This is a genomic window from Okeania sp. SIO2B3, from assembly GCF_010672525.1.
Taxonomy (GTDB): domain Bacteria; phylum Cyanobacteriota; class Cyanobacteriia; order Cyanobacteriales; family Microcoleaceae; genus Okeania.
The window spans coordinates 1-14,121 of record NZ_JAAHGH010000149.1 but is presented as its reverse complement, the minus strand read 5'-3'; the positions used below and the strand labels follow the sequence as shown (position 1 = coordinate 14,121).

19 protein-coding genes are annotated in these 14,121 nt (G+C 33.8%); 17 read left to right on the top strand and 2 right to left on the bottom strand.

The annotated features are described in order from the left end of the window. The first annotated feature begins 77 nt into the window (after positions 1-77). From F6K15_RS35390 to F6K15_RS35360, 7 genes are all read left to right on the top strand, one after another. Positions 78-287, top strand: coding sequence for a hypothetical protein (locus F6K15_RS35390; RefSeq protein WP_293070423.1), 210 nt, complete (start codon positions 78-80; stop codon positions 285-287). A 4-nt stretch (positions 288-291) separates the two neighbouring features. Continuing rightward, the gene (locus F6K15_RS35385; protein WP_293070421.1) at positions 292-1,164 is read left to right on the top strand and encodes a hypothetical protein; all 873 of its coding nucleotides are present in this window, start codon (positions 292-294) and stop codon (positions 1,162-1,164) included. 255 nt (positions 1,165-1,419) lie between these two features. Continuing rightward, the gene (locus F6K15_RS35380) at positions 1,420-1,884 is read left to right on the top strand and encodes a hypothetical protein (RefSeq protein ID WP_293070419.1); all 465 of its coding nucleotides are present in this window, start codon (positions 1,420-1,422) and stop codon (positions 1,882-1,884) included. After that, positions 1,881-2,780, top strand: a complete 900-nt coding sequence (locus F6K15_RS35375) for a hypothetical protein (RefSeq protein WP_293070417.1) — start codon at positions 1,881-1,883, stop codon at positions 2,778-2,780. The genes F6K15_RS35380 and F6K15_RS35375 overlap by 4 nt, the downstream gene beginning before the upstream one ends. Before the next feature lie 378 nt (positions 2,781-3,158). Next, entirely contained in the window at positions 3,159-3,671 is a 513-nt protein-coding gene (locus F6K15_RS35370) for a hypothetical protein (protein ID WP_293070415.1), read from the top strand. A 168-nt stretch (positions 3,672-3,839) separates the two neighbouring features. Further along, positions 3,840-4,115 (top strand): hypothetical protein, encoded by a 276-nt coding sequence (locus tag F6K15_RS35365; protein WP_293070413.1) that lies wholly within the window; start codon positions 3,840-3,842, stop codon positions 4,113-4,115. Between the two features lie 912 nt (positions 4,116-5,027). After that, positions 5,028-5,165, top strand: a complete 138-nt coding sequence (locus F6K15_RS35360) for a hypothetical protein (protein ID WP_293070411.1) — start codon at positions 5,028-5,030, stop codon at positions 5,163-5,165. 334 nt (positions 5,166-5,499) lie between these two features. On the opposite strand, the gene F6K15_RS35355 is transcribed toward F6K15_RS35360, so the two are convergent. Both F6K15_RS35355 and F6K15_RS35350 read right to left on the bottom strand, forming a co-directional pair. Beyond that, complete coding sequence (locus F6K15_RS35355) at positions 5,500-8,352, bottom strand: plasmid replication protein, CyRepA1 family (protein ID WP_293070409.1); 2,853 nt, start codon at positions 8,350-8,352, stop codon at positions 5,500-5,502. A 441-nt stretch (positions 8,353-8,793) separates the two neighbouring features. Beyond that, on the bottom strand, positions 8,794-9,390 hold the full coding sequence (locus tag F6K15_RS35350; RefSeq protein ID WP_293070408.1) for a hypothetical protein: 597 nt from the start codon (positions 9,388-9,390) through the stop codon (positions 8,794-8,796). A 206-nt stretch (positions 9,391-9,596) separates the two neighbouring features. Between F6K15_RS35350 and F6K15_RS35345 the strand changes: the two genes are divergently transcribed. The 10 genes from F6K15_RS35345 (at position 9,597) to F6K15_RS35300 (ending at position 14,081) form a co-directional block, all read left to right on the top strand. Next, positions 9,597-9,839 carry a helix-turn-helix transcriptional regulator gene (locus tag F6K15_RS35345; RefSeq protein ID WP_293070406.1) on the top strand — a complete coding sequence of 81 codons (243 nt, stop codon included), beginning with the start codon at positions 9,597-9,599 and terminating at the stop codon, positions 9,837-9,839. Positions 9,840-9,935: 96 nt separating this feature from the next. Beyond that, positions 9,936-10,205, top strand: coding sequence for a hypothetical protein (locus F6K15_RS35340; RefSeq protein ID WP_293070404.1), 270 nt, complete (start codon positions 9,936-9,938; stop codon positions 10,203-10,205). Beyond that, a complete protein-coding gene (locus tag F6K15_RS35335) occupies positions 10,186-11,160 on the top strand; it encodes a protein rep (protein ID WP_293070402.1) in 975 nt (324 codons plus the stop codon). The genes F6K15_RS35340 and F6K15_RS35335 overlap by 20 nt, the downstream gene beginning before the upstream one ends. Position 11,161: 1 nt before the next feature. Continuing rightward, positions 11,162-11,620 carry a hypothetical protein gene (locus F6K15_RS35330; RefSeq protein WP_293070400.1) on the top strand — a complete coding sequence of 153 codons (459 nt, stop codon included), beginning with the start codon at positions 11,162-11,164 and terminating at the stop codon, positions 11,618-11,620. A 456-nt stretch (positions 11,621-12,076) separates the two neighbouring features. Continuing rightward, the gene (locus tag F6K15_RS35325; RefSeq protein ID WP_293070398.1) at positions 12,077-12,256 is read left to right on the top strand and encodes a hypothetical protein; all 180 of its coding nucleotides are present in this window, start codon (positions 12,077-12,079) and stop codon (positions 12,254-12,256) included. 137 nt (positions 12,257-12,393) lie between these two features. Next, positions 12,394-12,645, top strand: coding sequence for a hypothetical protein (locus F6K15_RS35320; protein ID WP_293070396.1), 252 nt, complete (start codon positions 12,394-12,396; stop codon positions 12,643-12,645). After that, the gene (locus F6K15_RS35315) at positions 12,642-12,857 is read left to right on the top strand and encodes a hypothetical protein (RefSeq protein ID WP_293070394.1); all 216 of its coding nucleotides are present in this window, start codon (positions 12,642-12,644) and stop codon (positions 12,855-12,857) included. Before F6K15_RS35320 ends, F6K15_RS35315 begins: the two co-directional genes overlap by 4 nt. A gap of 82 nt (positions 12,858-12,939) precedes the next feature. After that, the gene (locus tag F6K15_RS35310) at positions 12,940-13,311 is read left to right on the top strand and encodes a hypothetical protein (RefSeq protein ID WP_293070392.1); all 372 of its coding nucleotides are present in this window, start codon (positions 12,940-12,942) and stop codon (positions 13,309-13,311) included. A gap of 76 nt (positions 13,312-13,387) precedes the next feature. Further along, entirely contained in the window at positions 13,388-13,783 is a 396-nt protein-coding gene (locus F6K15_RS35305; RefSeq protein ID WP_293070390.1) for a hypothetical protein, read from the top strand. Further along, a complete protein-coding gene (locus tag F6K15_RS35300) occupies positions 13,764-14,081 on the top strand; it encodes a hypothetical protein (RefSeq protein WP_293070389.1) in 318 nt (105 codons plus the stop codon). The genes F6K15_RS35305 and F6K15_RS35300 overlap by 20 nt, the downstream gene beginning before the upstream one ends. Positions 14,082-14,121 lie beyond the last annotated feature (40 nt).

The window sequence follows — 14,121 nt, the reverse complement described above, 5'->3', positions numbered from 1 at the left end:
CGACGCCATATCATCGGACTAATACCCAGTAGTACGACTTTGAGTTGGTAGATAACGGGTTCGGAGTAATTAGACATTTGTCCATATTACCATATATTGTCATCTCCCCCGATTTTTTTCACTCTCCTACTCCCAGTAATCTTTGGCTTTCTAATATTTCTCTTGAAGTTGGTAATAATATTCCTTTTGTGGGGCGTGGTATTTTTTATACTTTGATTAATGATATTAGAAATGTTTTAGTTTTAGTTGCTGCTTTCAAAATCTTCAAGTCACTTTCAAGGTTTTAATGTAATGGTTAAACAATATGATTTTTTATTGCAGGGCGAAATATATGGAGTTGTCTCTGCTAAAGATTCTCCTCCTCGTGGTAGTGGTAAAACTTTGTCAGCTTTAGCTTTAATTCTTCAGCAAGCAGACTTGTTGAATTATGGTTTAGTTTTCAATTTTGATATTAATGCTCAAGCTTTATATTACTATTGTTATTATATGGGATATCATAATGTTTGTCGTCATCTTAAGTTAAGTAACATTGAAGTAAAACCTTGCACAAATGCTTCTGGCAAAACTGATTTATCTAGATTCATTCAAGGCAGGAGAAAAATATTTGTGCTGGATGAAGCTGGTATTTTTTGTAGCTCTAGAAATTGGCAGAATATGCCTGATAACTGGCAAGCCAATTTAGCTATGATGAGACAATTTCATATTAGACTGTGGTGGATTTCTCAACATTATGACCACGTTGACAAGCTTTTAAGAAGTCAATCAAATTATATTATTGAATGTTCTTCAATTCTTGCTCCTTCTAAGAGACTTGGTGGAGCTAGTCAAATGATAAGTAAAATTTATTATACTTATACAAATAAAGCTTATAATTATTTATTTGCTAAGTCTGATAAAATCTCTGGAATTAATTATCAGATGCATCGAATGAGATTTTCTAAATTTCGTCATATTTCTCCTTTATCACTTGGAGACAAAATGCTTTTTACTGTATATAAGAGTTTTAATAAGTCAATTGGTGATGACCCTAGACTTTTTAATTTTCCTAATACTTTAAGGGCAGTCAATTATTATCAAAAAAAAATAATGTCCACATTCAAAATTATACCTATCCTACTATATTCAATTCTCCTGAAATTTACTCTAAAATATTTTCTATTTTAGAATCAATTGTCAATCCAAAATTATATTTAATGGTTTTAATTAAGTCATTAAATTATTATCTTAGTTCAATTCCTTTTAATCAAGCTTACAAGAAACATCAACAATTATTGATTGAACATCTTTCTAAGTGTTTTGACCTTTCAGTGATTAATGACATTAGTGAAGTCAACCTTAATAAAAGTAATAAAATTACTTCTTCTTTCAATGTTAATGACATTTTTTAATTGTATTAGTTAATATTTTCTAATTATAACGATGACATCATTTTTTTTAGCACTTTTAGCTACTTCTTTTTTTCGTTGTGCTGATGCAGACCCTTATTTAGATTCCTTTTGCTATCAACCTAATAATTGTTTTGATTCAGATCCTTTCATAAATAATAATCAGTGTTACGTTTCTAGGACTTGCAATTTACGTCTCTATGAAAGTAGGCAATTTTGTCCCTCTGGTTACTTTAATTCAGGTGGTATTTGCACTCTTTCTGGTTATTGTGCTGGAACATCTTGCAATACAGACGCTCCTTTGACTACCCCTTTCCTTAGAGCGTTTTATTCTACTAATTCTTTCACTCAAACTCAAGACAATGTTCCATCTTCTTCTTGCGCTCAAGACAGTGATAGCGTTGATGATAATGATAACGGTTACTGTCCTAATGTTAAAGTAAAAATTAAAGCTTTACCTTTTCAATCTGGTACTATTAGACTTAAATGCAATCAATGATAAATCTATTAATATTTCTTTTCATTATTTCACCAATGATTGCACCTCTAAGAATGATGATACTTGCAATTATTGTTTTAATTAAGTTTGAAATCACTCACGAATATTTTCTTTGGGCTGTACTGATTGCAGCTCTTTTTTATTTTAACTTACGTTCAGATAATTTTGTGCAATCACTTTTAGGTCATTACGAGATTGGTGGTGGCTTGATTGATTTCATTTTGATATCACTATTACCTTCATCGCTTCCAACTTCTGGTTTTAGATTAGGTGCGATATCACTTGCAATTATTCTGCTTTGTGGTTTTGGTGGAGAACACAGACAAGAACTTGCTAACGGTTTTCTTGCTCCTGCTGCTTTTACGATATCACCCTCGTACTTGCCTTTACTGCTTGCATCTGCTATCGCTTGTCGTTCCCGCTCTGCGACAGCAGTGATATCATTTGCATTTATTATGCAATTACGCTCGCGTTTCCTAAAGCTACTTGTCTTGGTAATTGCAATCACTGTGATATCACTGGAATGCTATCATCGGCATCACTATATTTCTGCTTACGGTGCTAATTTCTGGAATGCAATCAGTAATAGCAGACTATGGCAGTGGCAACAACTTCCTTCTAAAGCTGTTGGTATTGATGGTGCAATTAGTCGTATAGGTACTGTAAAATTTCATAACGCCTTTGTTGATTTTAGAGTTATATCAGGGAGTTGGCTTTTACCTTTTTGGTGGCTATGTTTAGTGATTTCAACCTATCAATATTTACCTAGCAGTATACTTTTTTCATTTATATTTGTTCAGTTTTTTTGGTATAATAGTAGCGTTATTTTGTTTGGTTGGTTTTTTCTCATCAATAAGAAACGAATATTTTTAGATGATTACTCCAATTTTTATTAACAATAGTTTCAGTATAAGTAATTTCTTGATTTCCTATTAATTTCAAGCTATAATATATTTATCAAGAAAGAGGTAAAAAGATGTTCAAATTGAGAATTAAGGATATGAAATCTCAGATATATTCATTATGTATTTCTTCTTCCGAAGTTCGTTCAAGATTTGGAGATTTAAGGTTTAGGAAGACTTGGGAAGCTGCTTACAAGTTTTTCTTTCCTGAGCTTCAATTTTTCAATCAATTGTCCTTATTTAATATATCTGATTACGTACAATGTGTAAAAGCTTCTGTACCTTTAGTCAGAACTAGAATTAAATCTATTATTGTTCCCTATGCAGGAAAACAATTGTCCTTCAATTTCTTATAAATATTTAGGAACAAAAATGGCTTGTAAATTAGCTTTTGAGTGCATCTTGGATAAACATGGAACTTGTTATAATTATTCGTTCTGCAAGGATTTATCTTCTCCTTGGCCTTTGCCTTATAATTATGAACGTGGTTTTTTGTGTGTTGATTTCAATCGGTTATCTTGTTTTTTTAAATATAGAGAGATTTATATACAGGAAATTCAGCAACTTTTTAAAGAAGCAATGAAACTACCTTATTACTATTCCTGTGATGAATGTGTGCTTACTGTTCGTATAGTTACTTATTATCGGATATCTAAAAAAAATCAACAAGAATTAAGAGAATATTTTGAGAAATATGGTTTTGCTGATGCTTTTCCTTTGCCGTATAAGTATTTTAATGTAACTGATGAAATGGGTCATAGTTTTTCTAATTTGACAATCTATTTTCCTTTTTCAGAACACTATCATTCTTCTTACTTGAAAAAAATTTATAATGAGATTGGTTATTATGAGCCTGTAGATATTGATAATTCAATACCTTTTTAGGATTAATAATTATATTGTTGGTGGCGCGTTAGCGCTACATTCTTTATAATTATTAATTCCTTCTCTTCAATTGCCACACTAAAAGTTCACATATAAGCTTTCTGAAATATTGTATCAATATACTTAGCTTAATTTGTTATAATATTTATTAATAGGAACAGGTATTTAATGAAGAAAATATTTTCTAAAGATGATGTTGCTCCAGATGCTATGAGTATAGTGGAATTTAAGCTTGAGAATAAAATAGAGGCTTCAAACAATCTTCCTTTTATTTCAATTTCTTATGAAGATTGGGTGAAAGTGTATTTTGTAGGAGAAAATGATAAATATTATGTAGAATATTATAGTTGTGGAGTCTATGAATATCTTTATTTATTTGAGGATAGAGAGAGTTATATTGAAAACTTAACTAAATCACTTATTTATTGTAACTTATTGAGGTGAGCTTAATGTCTATAAGGTATTTAAAAAAGCCTAATTTAGGTTTGTATGCTTTTATTTTTTATCTGATTTCATTTCTTTCTTGTTATTGTATCTATTATTTTTTGTACAATGTGTTTCATTTTGAGGATGAATTATTATTTGTGCCTCTTTCTTTAATAGTTTTAATTACTATTGGAGCTATAACTTTATCGAAGTATGACTATAATTTTAAAGTCTATAAAGCTTCAGGGAAAATTTATAAAACTTTATTATATTATGAACTTTTAGATAGTTCTATAGATAAACATATATATAAAGAAGCAATTAGGAGACTAGAAAAGTGATTTATTCTTTAGTATATTTTAATTTATCTGAATAGTACTTGTTCGATTAGGTTCAGCACATTCAGTAGCACCTGTTTAGCTTTAGCGGCCTAGACCGAGCGCATTTTCCAATTAACATTTATGTTTCACTCCAATTCAAGCTCGTGTCTAGGTAAACAGGTGCAGCGTAGCGGTACTGCATGTGCCGATTTAAGAGTCTGAGAATGTTATCGCTAACGTTCTCAGGAAAGAAAAGCGCAGCAACCGAATATAAATATGTTTGTTTGGGAAGCACAAAATAAGGAAGACAAAGTCTCTTATTTTGTGCTTCTGCTCACTACTAAATTTTTAGGCATCAATATAATATTGTCTGACCTTTTGTAGCCGTAAGAAAGACTCAAAGATTACGGAAACTTAACAAACGACGGCTCTTTCGAGACGGAACACATTACTAAGACTTAGCTTGTGGAAGATGAGGCTTTGCGAACTTCCACAAGTTTAGTCGCAGTTGTGTTAGTTTGTTTAGTTGTAGTTCTTTGAGGCTTTTAGGCGTTTTACCTGCTGCATAAGTATAAGCGATCACTATTACTATAAAGTAGGAATAATTGGTATGAGCGATCGCTATTACTATGGAGTAGAGGCAATTGGTATGAGCGATCGCTATTACTATGGAGTAGAGGCAATTGGTATGAGCGATCGCTATTACTATGGAGTAGGAATTATAAGTATAAGCGATCGCTTATACTGACGTCATTCCCCAGCAAGTATAAATGGCTGGGGAATAAGCATAGTATGACTGTAAAGTATAAACGATCGCTTATACCAATATTATGTCCACCAACTACTCATAATGTCCATTAAACCATACAACTGTCTTACTAAAGGTATAAACATTAGTAAGACGTTTATATGGTTTTATTTTATACATGGGAACTGTCATACTACAAGATTTTTGTAATATCTAAGATGTAATATAGAATACGTAGATGGCCGTGTATAAAATTTCATGTTTTTGGTGACAAATATCCATATATAGATCCATATATGGATATTTGTCATTCTGCTATTTGTCACCTTGTGGTCTAATCTTCCTGATTCAACGACCTTTCGACATCCCAGAACTCAAAAATCAGAGACCGAAATTCACCAGCAATATCTATCAAAGAGTACAGTCTTGAATTTTTAGACCTACGAGATAGCTTAAATTCAAAGCCTAATAGTCCCAAACACCACTTTGTGAGGTTCCATTCAGTAGACTTTTCCGAAAGCCTTTTAATGCTCCATAAATCCCTAATCGTCATTTTCGATTCTCGGATGCTGTTGAACCCGGAACGAACGTGTGAACCTGTTTCTACTACAAGAGGATGTGATGAATAGTAATAATCTGACGAGTTGTTAATTATTTCCAATACCCTAAATTGAATCAAATAAGCTATTTTAGGAGCTATTAACTTCTTATTTAAATCAATGGAAAACTCTCCGTCTTCTACCCTCATCGAATCAAAGTCATGTGAAAACTTTAAACCTTGAATTAACAACCAGTGTAAATTTATCTTAGGCATCAGACCACTATCCTGGATTTCCAAAAGCCCTTTAGTTATCTCTACCTTCATAGTTCTTGGAGCAATATACCTAATCAATGAATTTTTCCTTTCAGTACAACGGTCTTCAAAAGTTTTCTCCTTTTTATCTATTAACGATTTGAATGTTTTATTGTCGATAAAAGGCGCTGTAACTATTCCCTTGTGATAACTGTCAATATTACTTTTTTTATTCGTACTTATTTTTTGCCTAATAGACTCATTTGTATCAATACTACTTGTTTCTTCGATGATTTTAATGTTTTTGTAATCGCTAGCAAATTTTGCAATCACTGATTTCACCATCATTTTCTTTTGTGTATTATTGACGGCTCCTCTTTCTGCCCAGTACTTTAAACAAGAATCATTAGTGTACCAGTTTAATTCATCATCAAAGGAAAGAAATATCAACTTATTAATTTCTGATTGATGCTTCTGGCTCTTAACTAATCCACTAGAAAAACAACTTCCATTACCTACTATAGAACTAGAACTATTTGATGACCAAATATATCTTGGAATAGCTTCTCTCACTCTTGCCATTGCCTGACTAAATGAATTGACTGAAGTAACTCCCCAGTTCATTCCCCAGTAACTGTCAAAGTAGTCTGTACTTATATCTATTCCTGTTTCAAGAACAGGGGAAATTAATAAGATGTCAGGCATTTTTTCGTCGATGAACTTATTAACATTTTCCATACACATATATTCTTCCCTAGTTGGGTCTGCAACTGTATGAGAATCGACTCTCATTATTTTGCAATGTGGATATTTTTCCTTGAGTAATATTTCTAAATTCTGAGTACTATACGAACTAGATAATTTTTGACTATTAGTAAAGAAAATTATATTTTCTCCTCTGTCTGCTGCCTTAAAGAAATCATCTAGAAATGGCTCAGGTTTTGATTGAATATAAATATTGCAAGAACCATTCGTTGATTTATATTTATTCTCAACAATATAAACTTTTTCCTCACAATTTGTTTCTAGGAAATCAATAACATCCTGAGTTATATCAGCACTTGCGACTATTACTTTTTCTGCCGACCTAAATATCCTGATAAGTATTTCTATTATTTCTGGCCGATGTTTTTTTACATCTGTTGTAGATGATATTAAGTGCTCTAATACTTGGTCTACTTCATCTATAACTAATACGCATCCAATATACCTTTCTACATCAAATTTTACTGAGCTGTTAGCATGCATAGAATCAATACAAAGTGTGATTCCTAGTGCTTTATCTAAAGATTTTCTGTGGTTAAAAGCGTTCGCAATTTGAAATCGTCTAGATAGCTCACTCATAAGTTGTATCCTGTGAGTAGGGATTAATATTTTAGTTCCAACTTCCTGAAACTTTGCAGTATAGTCACTTATAGCCTCAGTTTTTGCTGTTCCTTTCTCTGATTTAATTACAACTACTTTATTGTTGTCTAATACCTCTTTTAACTCTTGACAACAGTTACGGTTTCTGTCTGTTAAATACCTAGTATCTAATATTAAGTCTGGTTCAACTTGTTGATAGAATTGACCAGGCAAAATTGTTTTATACTCTAAATGTTTTTCATCCCCATTATGGTCGAATAAATAGTCATCTATTCCCTTAGAAATAGTGTTCGTCCATGTGCAACGTTCAAACTTTTTAGATATGCCTGCTAAAGATATTTGTCTACATAGTTTGGTGATTGCTGCATTTACAGTTTTGATTGTTTTTTCTTTTCTATCGTTGTCATAGAAAAAACAGAATATATGTTGTTTGAAGTGAAAGAAAACTGGTAATAAAGTTTTATTCTGTGCGGAGTTGTTGAAGTTGTGAACTCCTGAAAGGCCAATAGCTGGAATCCCAATCGACATAAGGGCTAGAGCCTTTTTCCAACCTTCGGTAATGGCGATCGAAATCCTCTTATTTTGAGCAATCCACTCCCAAGCTTCTGGAAAATGAGCATCTAAGTATCCTTTAGGGTAAGACCGAATAGAATTCCTTTTTGCTATCTTTTTTATATGTCCATAAGTTATTTTTGGGAGAAATGCTCCGTTTGGTGAACTTTTTATTTGCTCATACTTTAGAGTTTTGTCATCTATTATTCTGGGATTGTCTGGTTTGAAGTGAGGTTTAAGGCCAGAAATTGTTTCGACGTGGACAAACCACACTCCATCCCAGAAGTGATTTGTGTTTTCTATAAGTTTTCTTGGTGGGATTCCGGTGTTGAGACGTTTGCCTTCCCAGTATTGAAAATATTTATCTTGTGCTTGAAACCCTGACAGAGACTGAATGTTGAGTGCAATTAAGGAATCGTCAATGAAACTTTCCCTCATCTCTTGATAGTGATGAGGAAAAATGGTAGAATTTTCCATGGTGATTTGGTTGTTGTTGGACTAAGCAATCACATCATACCAATAACTATCTTCATCCGCAAGGATGTTGATTGGCCTAGCATTTGTCTAGGCCTTACCTATTGGTGCTCAATATAATGCGATTGGACACACTCTCAACTCATTCCAGGGGGCTACCATCTTTATATATAGCCTATAGCCTTTAGCCTGTCTAGCCACTACTATATAGGTTGTATATACGTTTCAGCTTTTTTGTCTTTATAGTAATAGCGATCGCTCATACTTATTTTCTACTTTTATAGTAATAGCGATCGCTCATACTTATTTTCTACTTTTATAGTAATAGCGATCGCTCATACTTGCTGTCTAGTAAGCTGTCTAGTTGTCACTATACAAACTACAAACATATTACTTATTTATTAATTGGCGTAAAACTAGAGAAGCTGTAATCTAGTGCCAACTCTAATTATGAAACTCAGCCCGAGAAACATTCCACAGGTACTGGTTTCCTGATTTATCTACAATATTGAAACGCCAACCTGATATAACGCAATAATCACAGCCTTTTTTCCTTCTTGGCCTTTGACCTAATATCTGCTGAATATCTTTGCTAGTCAGAAGCCACCTTTTCGATTGACATTCATCTAAGACACGATATTTTTCTAAAGTATTGTTTTGAGGATTTATAGAAAGAGCGATTGCACCTACTAACACTTCAAGTAATTCCTCAGCTTTGATATTTGATGATGAAATATTTTCATTGTTCTGTCTACTGGACTGTCTAGTATACTGTCTACTAGACTGTCTGCTAGACTGTCTAGTGATATGTTCAGTGGGAGTTTCTACTATGTCCACATCTACTGTTTTTAAGAAAGTTGACATTTTATTCCCGGCCTTGATATGTTCATGCAAATTGTCCAGTTCCTTTAGCTGCTCATCAGTTGCAAAAGATTTACCATTAGGGTCTTTTGACAATTTTATTGATAAAAAGTCAAGGCGATTATAGAGTGCTGCTCTTGTATTTAGCCCGTATTTTGAAAGTAGTTCTTGGATGTTCATTATGGATTTGTATGTACACTATACTGTCTACTGTACAGTATAGTACACTGTCAATTGAAGTGTCTAGTCAGTTAGATAGGTGATGTAGATGGTGTTGAGGCTTTGGGTCGCCCCGCGACCCGTCCGACACCGCTGCGCCCTATCTTCTTTTCTTGATACATAAGGGATAAGTGTGGAAAAAATGCTATAACTAAATTTATATAAATTTGGCCTTTTTAATCATGTTAGAATTTCCTCAAAAATCATTTATCAAATTCACTAAGTCTGAGTTTCGTCTTCTTTCTCTGATGACTTCTGGTTTGTCTGACCGTGAAATTGCTGACATTTTACATTTTAGTTATTCGTACGTCTCTTGTAAGCTATGTCGAATGTTCAAGAAATATAAACTTAAAAATCGTTGTCATTTAGTTGCTATTTTTGTTCATTCTTTATATTCTTCTAACGTATAATTACTGTCGTGATTTACTACACTTTTATTTTTCCTCTTGCGTTTTCCATATCCTTTTGCCATATTAGATTCATGTTCATAATTTAACTTTGAATTTATGGAAGTACCAGAGAAAATTATTAATGCTGGTATAGCTTTGGGCGATAACTATACTGATATCGTTCTTAAAATAGCTAGTCAGCGTTTGAATCAAAGAATCAATGTGGATAATTCTTTTGTCCATGATGTTGAGATTCCCTACGTTGACGTTGAATCGATAGAGGTTTTTTCCCCTCCCTCTTTACCTTCTCCCCCCTCTTTGCGCCAACTTCCTTCTGGGAAAACTGTTGAAGATAGTAAGCAATTAGATGACAATTTCATTAGCTAATTTTCCTGTCAGTAGACATTATGGAAAATTTGTTTTATCTGAAGTTGGTCAATCTTCAGACTACAAATTTAGCAGTTTTTATCGTGAAAAGCGGCAAACAGCTAATCTTTTTGATTTAGCATATCAACATTATGGTTATCCTGACCTAATGCACTGGTCATATAGGATTAGGAATTGTGCTAGTCGTTTGACTTTTGCTGAAACCTCTAAAGGTTTAAGACTTAGGTCTGCTAACTTTTGTAGAGTTCGCTTTTGTCCGATGTGCAGTTTTCGTCGTTCAAAAATGTATCAGGCTAAATCCCTTTCAATTTGGCCTCATATATCTAAAAAGTTTAGATATATATTTTTGACTTTAACTGTTCGCAATCCCCTATTAACTCAACTTAGAAGCTATTTCAAATATGTGCTTACTCCGGGCTTTAAAAGATTTAAAGACAATTTAACTTACAATCTTAAATCTTTGAGGGGTTATTTGAGGTGCTTTGAGGTGACTATGTCTAAAAGTGATGAAAGCTTTTGTCATCCTCATTTTCATCTTCTGATAGCAGTTGATGACGCTTATTTTGACAGGGATAATTATTTAGATTATTCAGGCTGGCAGTCTATTTGGCGAGATGCCCTTCGACTTGACTACAATCCTCAAGTTTGGGTTGAAGCTGTTTTACCTGATGATTCAAGGAGCCTTTTAGAACTCACTAAATATGAGTTTAAACCTTCTGACTACGTGTCTAATTATAAATGGGTTGGTGAGGCTGCTGTTCAAGTATCAGGATTGAGGAGTTTTTCTCATTCTGGAATCTTCAGTGAGTATTTTCGATTTCTAAATACCGACCCTGATTTGATTTTTAGTGAGTCTGAGTATTTAGATAAATTAAGCAACAAAAAATCTGATTATCCTTTAATTAATTTTACCTGGGATAATCAATTAAATCATTATGTAAGTGAGGTGAATTGATATGGGCCTTTCAAAGAAAACTCTAATTCCTGTTGTTTGTAAAGAAGCTCTTTTTTGCAAGAAACTAATAAAAGACGATGGTCGAGGTATGGAATTCTATTTTCAATGTCCTGACTATATTAAGGAATATAATTATGACCTTCCTCCTGAAAAAGCTTTTGAGAGTTTGTTACTCTCAAAATTTTCATCATTTAAGCCAACGTTAAAGTTCTCTCTTCCAAATGAGTTATTAAATTCCCCTGATGCTTCTACACAGAAGCTTTTAGATTTACAAATCGGTGACATTGTCGCTCTTGATTTTGCAATGTCTCCTGAACTCATACCAGAGTCTAGAGAAAGTAGGGCTAACGTATATGCTTCAACTATTTACCGCGATATTCTTAAAGTTGTTCGCCATTCGGAGTGTCTTGACAAGTTTTATAGTCAGCTTGCTCCTGCTTCTGTTCCTACTGCTGCCTAGTCCTTCGCTTGCTCAGTCATTACCTCCTGGCGAAGTTATCTTTTTTCGTGCTAATTTCGCTACCACTGATGGTAATGAGACTGGGTTTGTCCGCTATACTTCCGAGAATGAACTCTGTCAGATTAGAACATTTGGAGAACCCATGCAGTCTTTGACTTTGTCATTTAATGATTGCATTTCTTTTATTCCTCTTGAGGACTTACAAGTTCATGCTCCTCTAACTTTATTTCTGTCAAAATTGACTATTTTTTCAATTTTGATACTGGTCCTCCATCTTATCTATTCATCTATACCTGTCCGCACTTTCGGTTCAGATTAAATGGAAACTATTTCTTTGACTGACGCGGTCATCCTTTTCACTAGTATCCTAGATGGTTTTGGTCCCGCAATAGTATCTGTCTATATAATTGCAATTTCATTCAAAATTTTTCAACTCTTTTTTTAAGGATATAAAAAATGATTAATGTACCTTTAGTTATCATCAGTTTTGTAGTCACTTTTTTGGGGTGGAATTATTTTTACTTCAAAGGCAAAAGCACTGATAATTCTCATAAAAAAAACACAAAAAAAAGTGCTGCTGCTATGCGTGCTTTCAATAACGTTAGTTCTTCTAGCTCAAAGTCCAGTAATAGCTAATATATGGCAATTTCAGATGCCATTAACTCCTCAAGAGTTCGTAGATGGTGTCATAGCTCGTATTGACCCAGAGCTTCAAAAGTGGGTAGCAGCTACAGCAGGAATATTTGTGATTAGACTATTGATTAAGAGGTAAAATGACCAAACCTTATTGCAAAGACTTAGATTTGTTTCCTTCTCTTTCTGACTCCATTGGTGATTATCCTGCATCCCTTGAATTAAGCTGTTTACTTTCTCATAGCCCTGGGTCTTCTTTTCATCCATCAGTTGGATCGTCTGATGATTTTTATGGTTTTACTGGTGGTCTTCAGTCTTTATCAACTGGAAATATAACTACTGTCATTTCTGTAGTTTCTCTGGGCTATATTTTGAAAAAAATAATTAAATGAAGAAAAAGTATTTTTTTTTAGCTATTCTTACTAATTTTTTAGTATTTATGTTTTGTTTTCCATCTATAGCTACCAATGCCCTTCCTCTTCCTGACCCTGACAGCTTGGTAGCTTATTTTCAAGCTGCTGTTGATTGGGGTATTGAAGTAAGTGCTCGCTATTTAGCCTTTCTAGCTGCTTCGGTTCTGGCTGTTAGCCTTTTTAAAAATTAGAAAGTATATCAAGGCTTATGAACTAAGCCTTGCCGATGCTTTCTGCATCAATTTAAAGCTGTGTATTTTGAGGACTTAACAATTGTCTGCTTTATTATCTAAAGCTTGGAATTTCTTAAACACTGATATTCCATCTACTCCTTCTATCCCCTATAAAACTCAGGTTTGGAAGTATTTAAACACCAATGTCCCAAACACTTATCACTTTACTGATGGTCAAAGGAAAGTTATTTTTACAGTTGGCCGCTGTGCCTTGACTGCAACTGTTTTTTCTCTTGCGACTCCCAATGTAGTTCTTGCTCAATTGGTGCTTGCTGATGAGATTGCTAAGGTTGGTAGTGTAGCTGGAATGCTTGAGGGAATGGTGTCTTCTATGACTACTGTTTTAGCTGGTTCTGGCGGTGCTTCTGCTGCATTCCAGGTGTTCCGACGCATCATTCTTAACAACTTGTAAATCTTTTAATTTAATTTATCGGGAAGTTCTTAAACTTCCCTTACTTGATTGTTGTACAATAATCAAATTTTTTACTATGATTATATTTCGTAGATTTTTGATTATATCTGTATTTATATTGATTTTATCATCATCAGCTTTTGCCAGTGGTGGTTCGACTGGAGATTCAGGTAGTACTGGTGGTGGCAATGACGGTTCTGAAGCTACTCTTGAGGTCGAAATTGATACTGGCCCAAGATTTCATATTGATGACGATAAAGAAATAGAATATTGCACTACTCAGATATTTTGGAATTTTTTTCCAATGGATTTTTTATATAATGGTGGATTCATTCCTGGTTCTAGTGAATGTCCTTCAGTGGAATTCTTCGGATATGAGCATCAAATGTGTTTTTTGCTTGATGCTTACAATAATGTAGTCAGCCCTGCTTTTCAGTTAAGCCTGTTGATTTATGCGATATTTCACTTATAAGAATCGTCGTTATATACTTACTTTTTTAGTAATTTTAATTTATTTGTCATGCTCTCATTTTGCTTTTGCCAACGGTGAAACTTCTAATTATCCGGGTTCAACTTGGCAGCCTTCTTATGATACCAGTGAAGAGTTTACTGGTTCTGCTCCCACTTTTGGTGTCTGGGTATGTACTATTTCTAGCAAGTTAACCTATTGGCTACCTTCTACTCGGAGAGTGAAAAAAATCGGGGGAGATGACAGTATGGCAGAAATACAAGGAGAGTGTCACGGCTGTGCAGCGTCATACATTTTGTAAATAAGAGCGTTTTGGTTGGCAACTATCTGAGCGCATACAA

What these genes read in the sequence shown, in the direction of transcription:
- F6K15_RS35335 (WP_293070402.1), top strand. Translation starts at nt 10,186, where the DNA reads ATGACAATTTCATTAGCTAATTTTCCTGTCAGTAGACATTATGGAAAA.
- F6K15_RS35355 (WP_293070409.1), bottom strand. Translation starts at nt 8,352, where the DNA reads ATGGAAAATTCTACCATTTTTCCTCATCACTATCAAGAGATGAGGGAA.
- F6K15_RS35365 (WP_293070413.1), top strand. Translation starts at nt 3,840, where the DNA reads ATGAAGAAAATATTTTCTAAAGATGATGTTGCTCCAGATGCTATGAGT.
- F6K15_RS35300 (WP_293070389.1), top strand. Translation starts at nt 13,764, where the DNA reads ATGCGATATTTCACTTATAAGAATCGTCGTTATATACTTACTTTTTTA.
- F6K15_RS35380 (WP_293070419.1), top strand. Translation starts at nt 1,420, where the DNA reads ATGACATCATTTTTTTTAGCACTTTTAGCTACTTCTTTTTTTCGTTGT.
- F6K15_RS35325 (WP_293070398.1), top strand. Translation starts at nt 12,077, where the DNA reads ATGATTAATGTACCTTTAGTTATCATCAGTTTTGTAGTCACTTTTTTG.
- F6K15_RS35370 (WP_293070415.1), top strand. Translation starts at nt 3,159, where the DNA reads ATGGCTTGTAAATTAGCTTTTGAGTGCATCTTGGATAAACATGGAACT.
- F6K15_RS35375 (WP_293070417.1), top strand. Translation starts at nt 1,881, where the DNA reads ATGATAAATCTATTAATATTTCTTTTCATTATTTCACCAATGATTGCA.
- F6K15_RS35385 (WP_293070421.1), top strand. Translation starts at nt 292, where the DNA reads ATGGTTAAACAATATGATTTTTTATTGCAGGGCGAAATATATGGAGTT.
- F6K15_RS35320 (WP_293070396.1), top strand. Translation starts at nt 12,394, where the DNA reads ATGACCAAACCTTATTGCAAAGACTTAGATTTGTTTCCTTCTCTTTCT.
- F6K15_RS35305 (WP_293070390.1), top strand. Translation starts at nt 13,388, where the DNA reads ATGATTATATTTCGTAGATTTTTGATTATATCTGTATTTATATTGATT.
- F6K15_RS35340 (WP_293070404.1), top strand. Translation starts at nt 9,936, where the DNA reads ATGGAAGTACCAGAGAAAATTATTAATGCTGGTATAGCTTTGGGCGAT.
- F6K15_RS35315 (WP_293070394.1), top strand. Translation starts at nt 12,642, where the DNA reads ATGAAGAAAAAGTATTTTTTTTTAGCTATTCTTACTAATTTTTTAGTA.
- F6K15_RS35360 (WP_293070411.1), top strand. Translation starts at nt 5,028, where the DNA reads ATGAGCGATCGCTATTACTATGGAGTAGAGGCAATTGGTATGAGCGAT.
- F6K15_RS35350 (WP_293070408.1), bottom strand. Translation starts at nt 9,390, where the DNA reads ATGAACATCCAAGAACTACTTTCAAAATACGGGCTAAATACAAGAGCA.
- F6K15_RS35330 (WP_293070400.1), top strand. Translation starts at nt 11,162, where the DNA reads ATGGGCCTTTCAAAGAAAACTCTAATTCCTGTTGTTTGTAAAGAAGCT.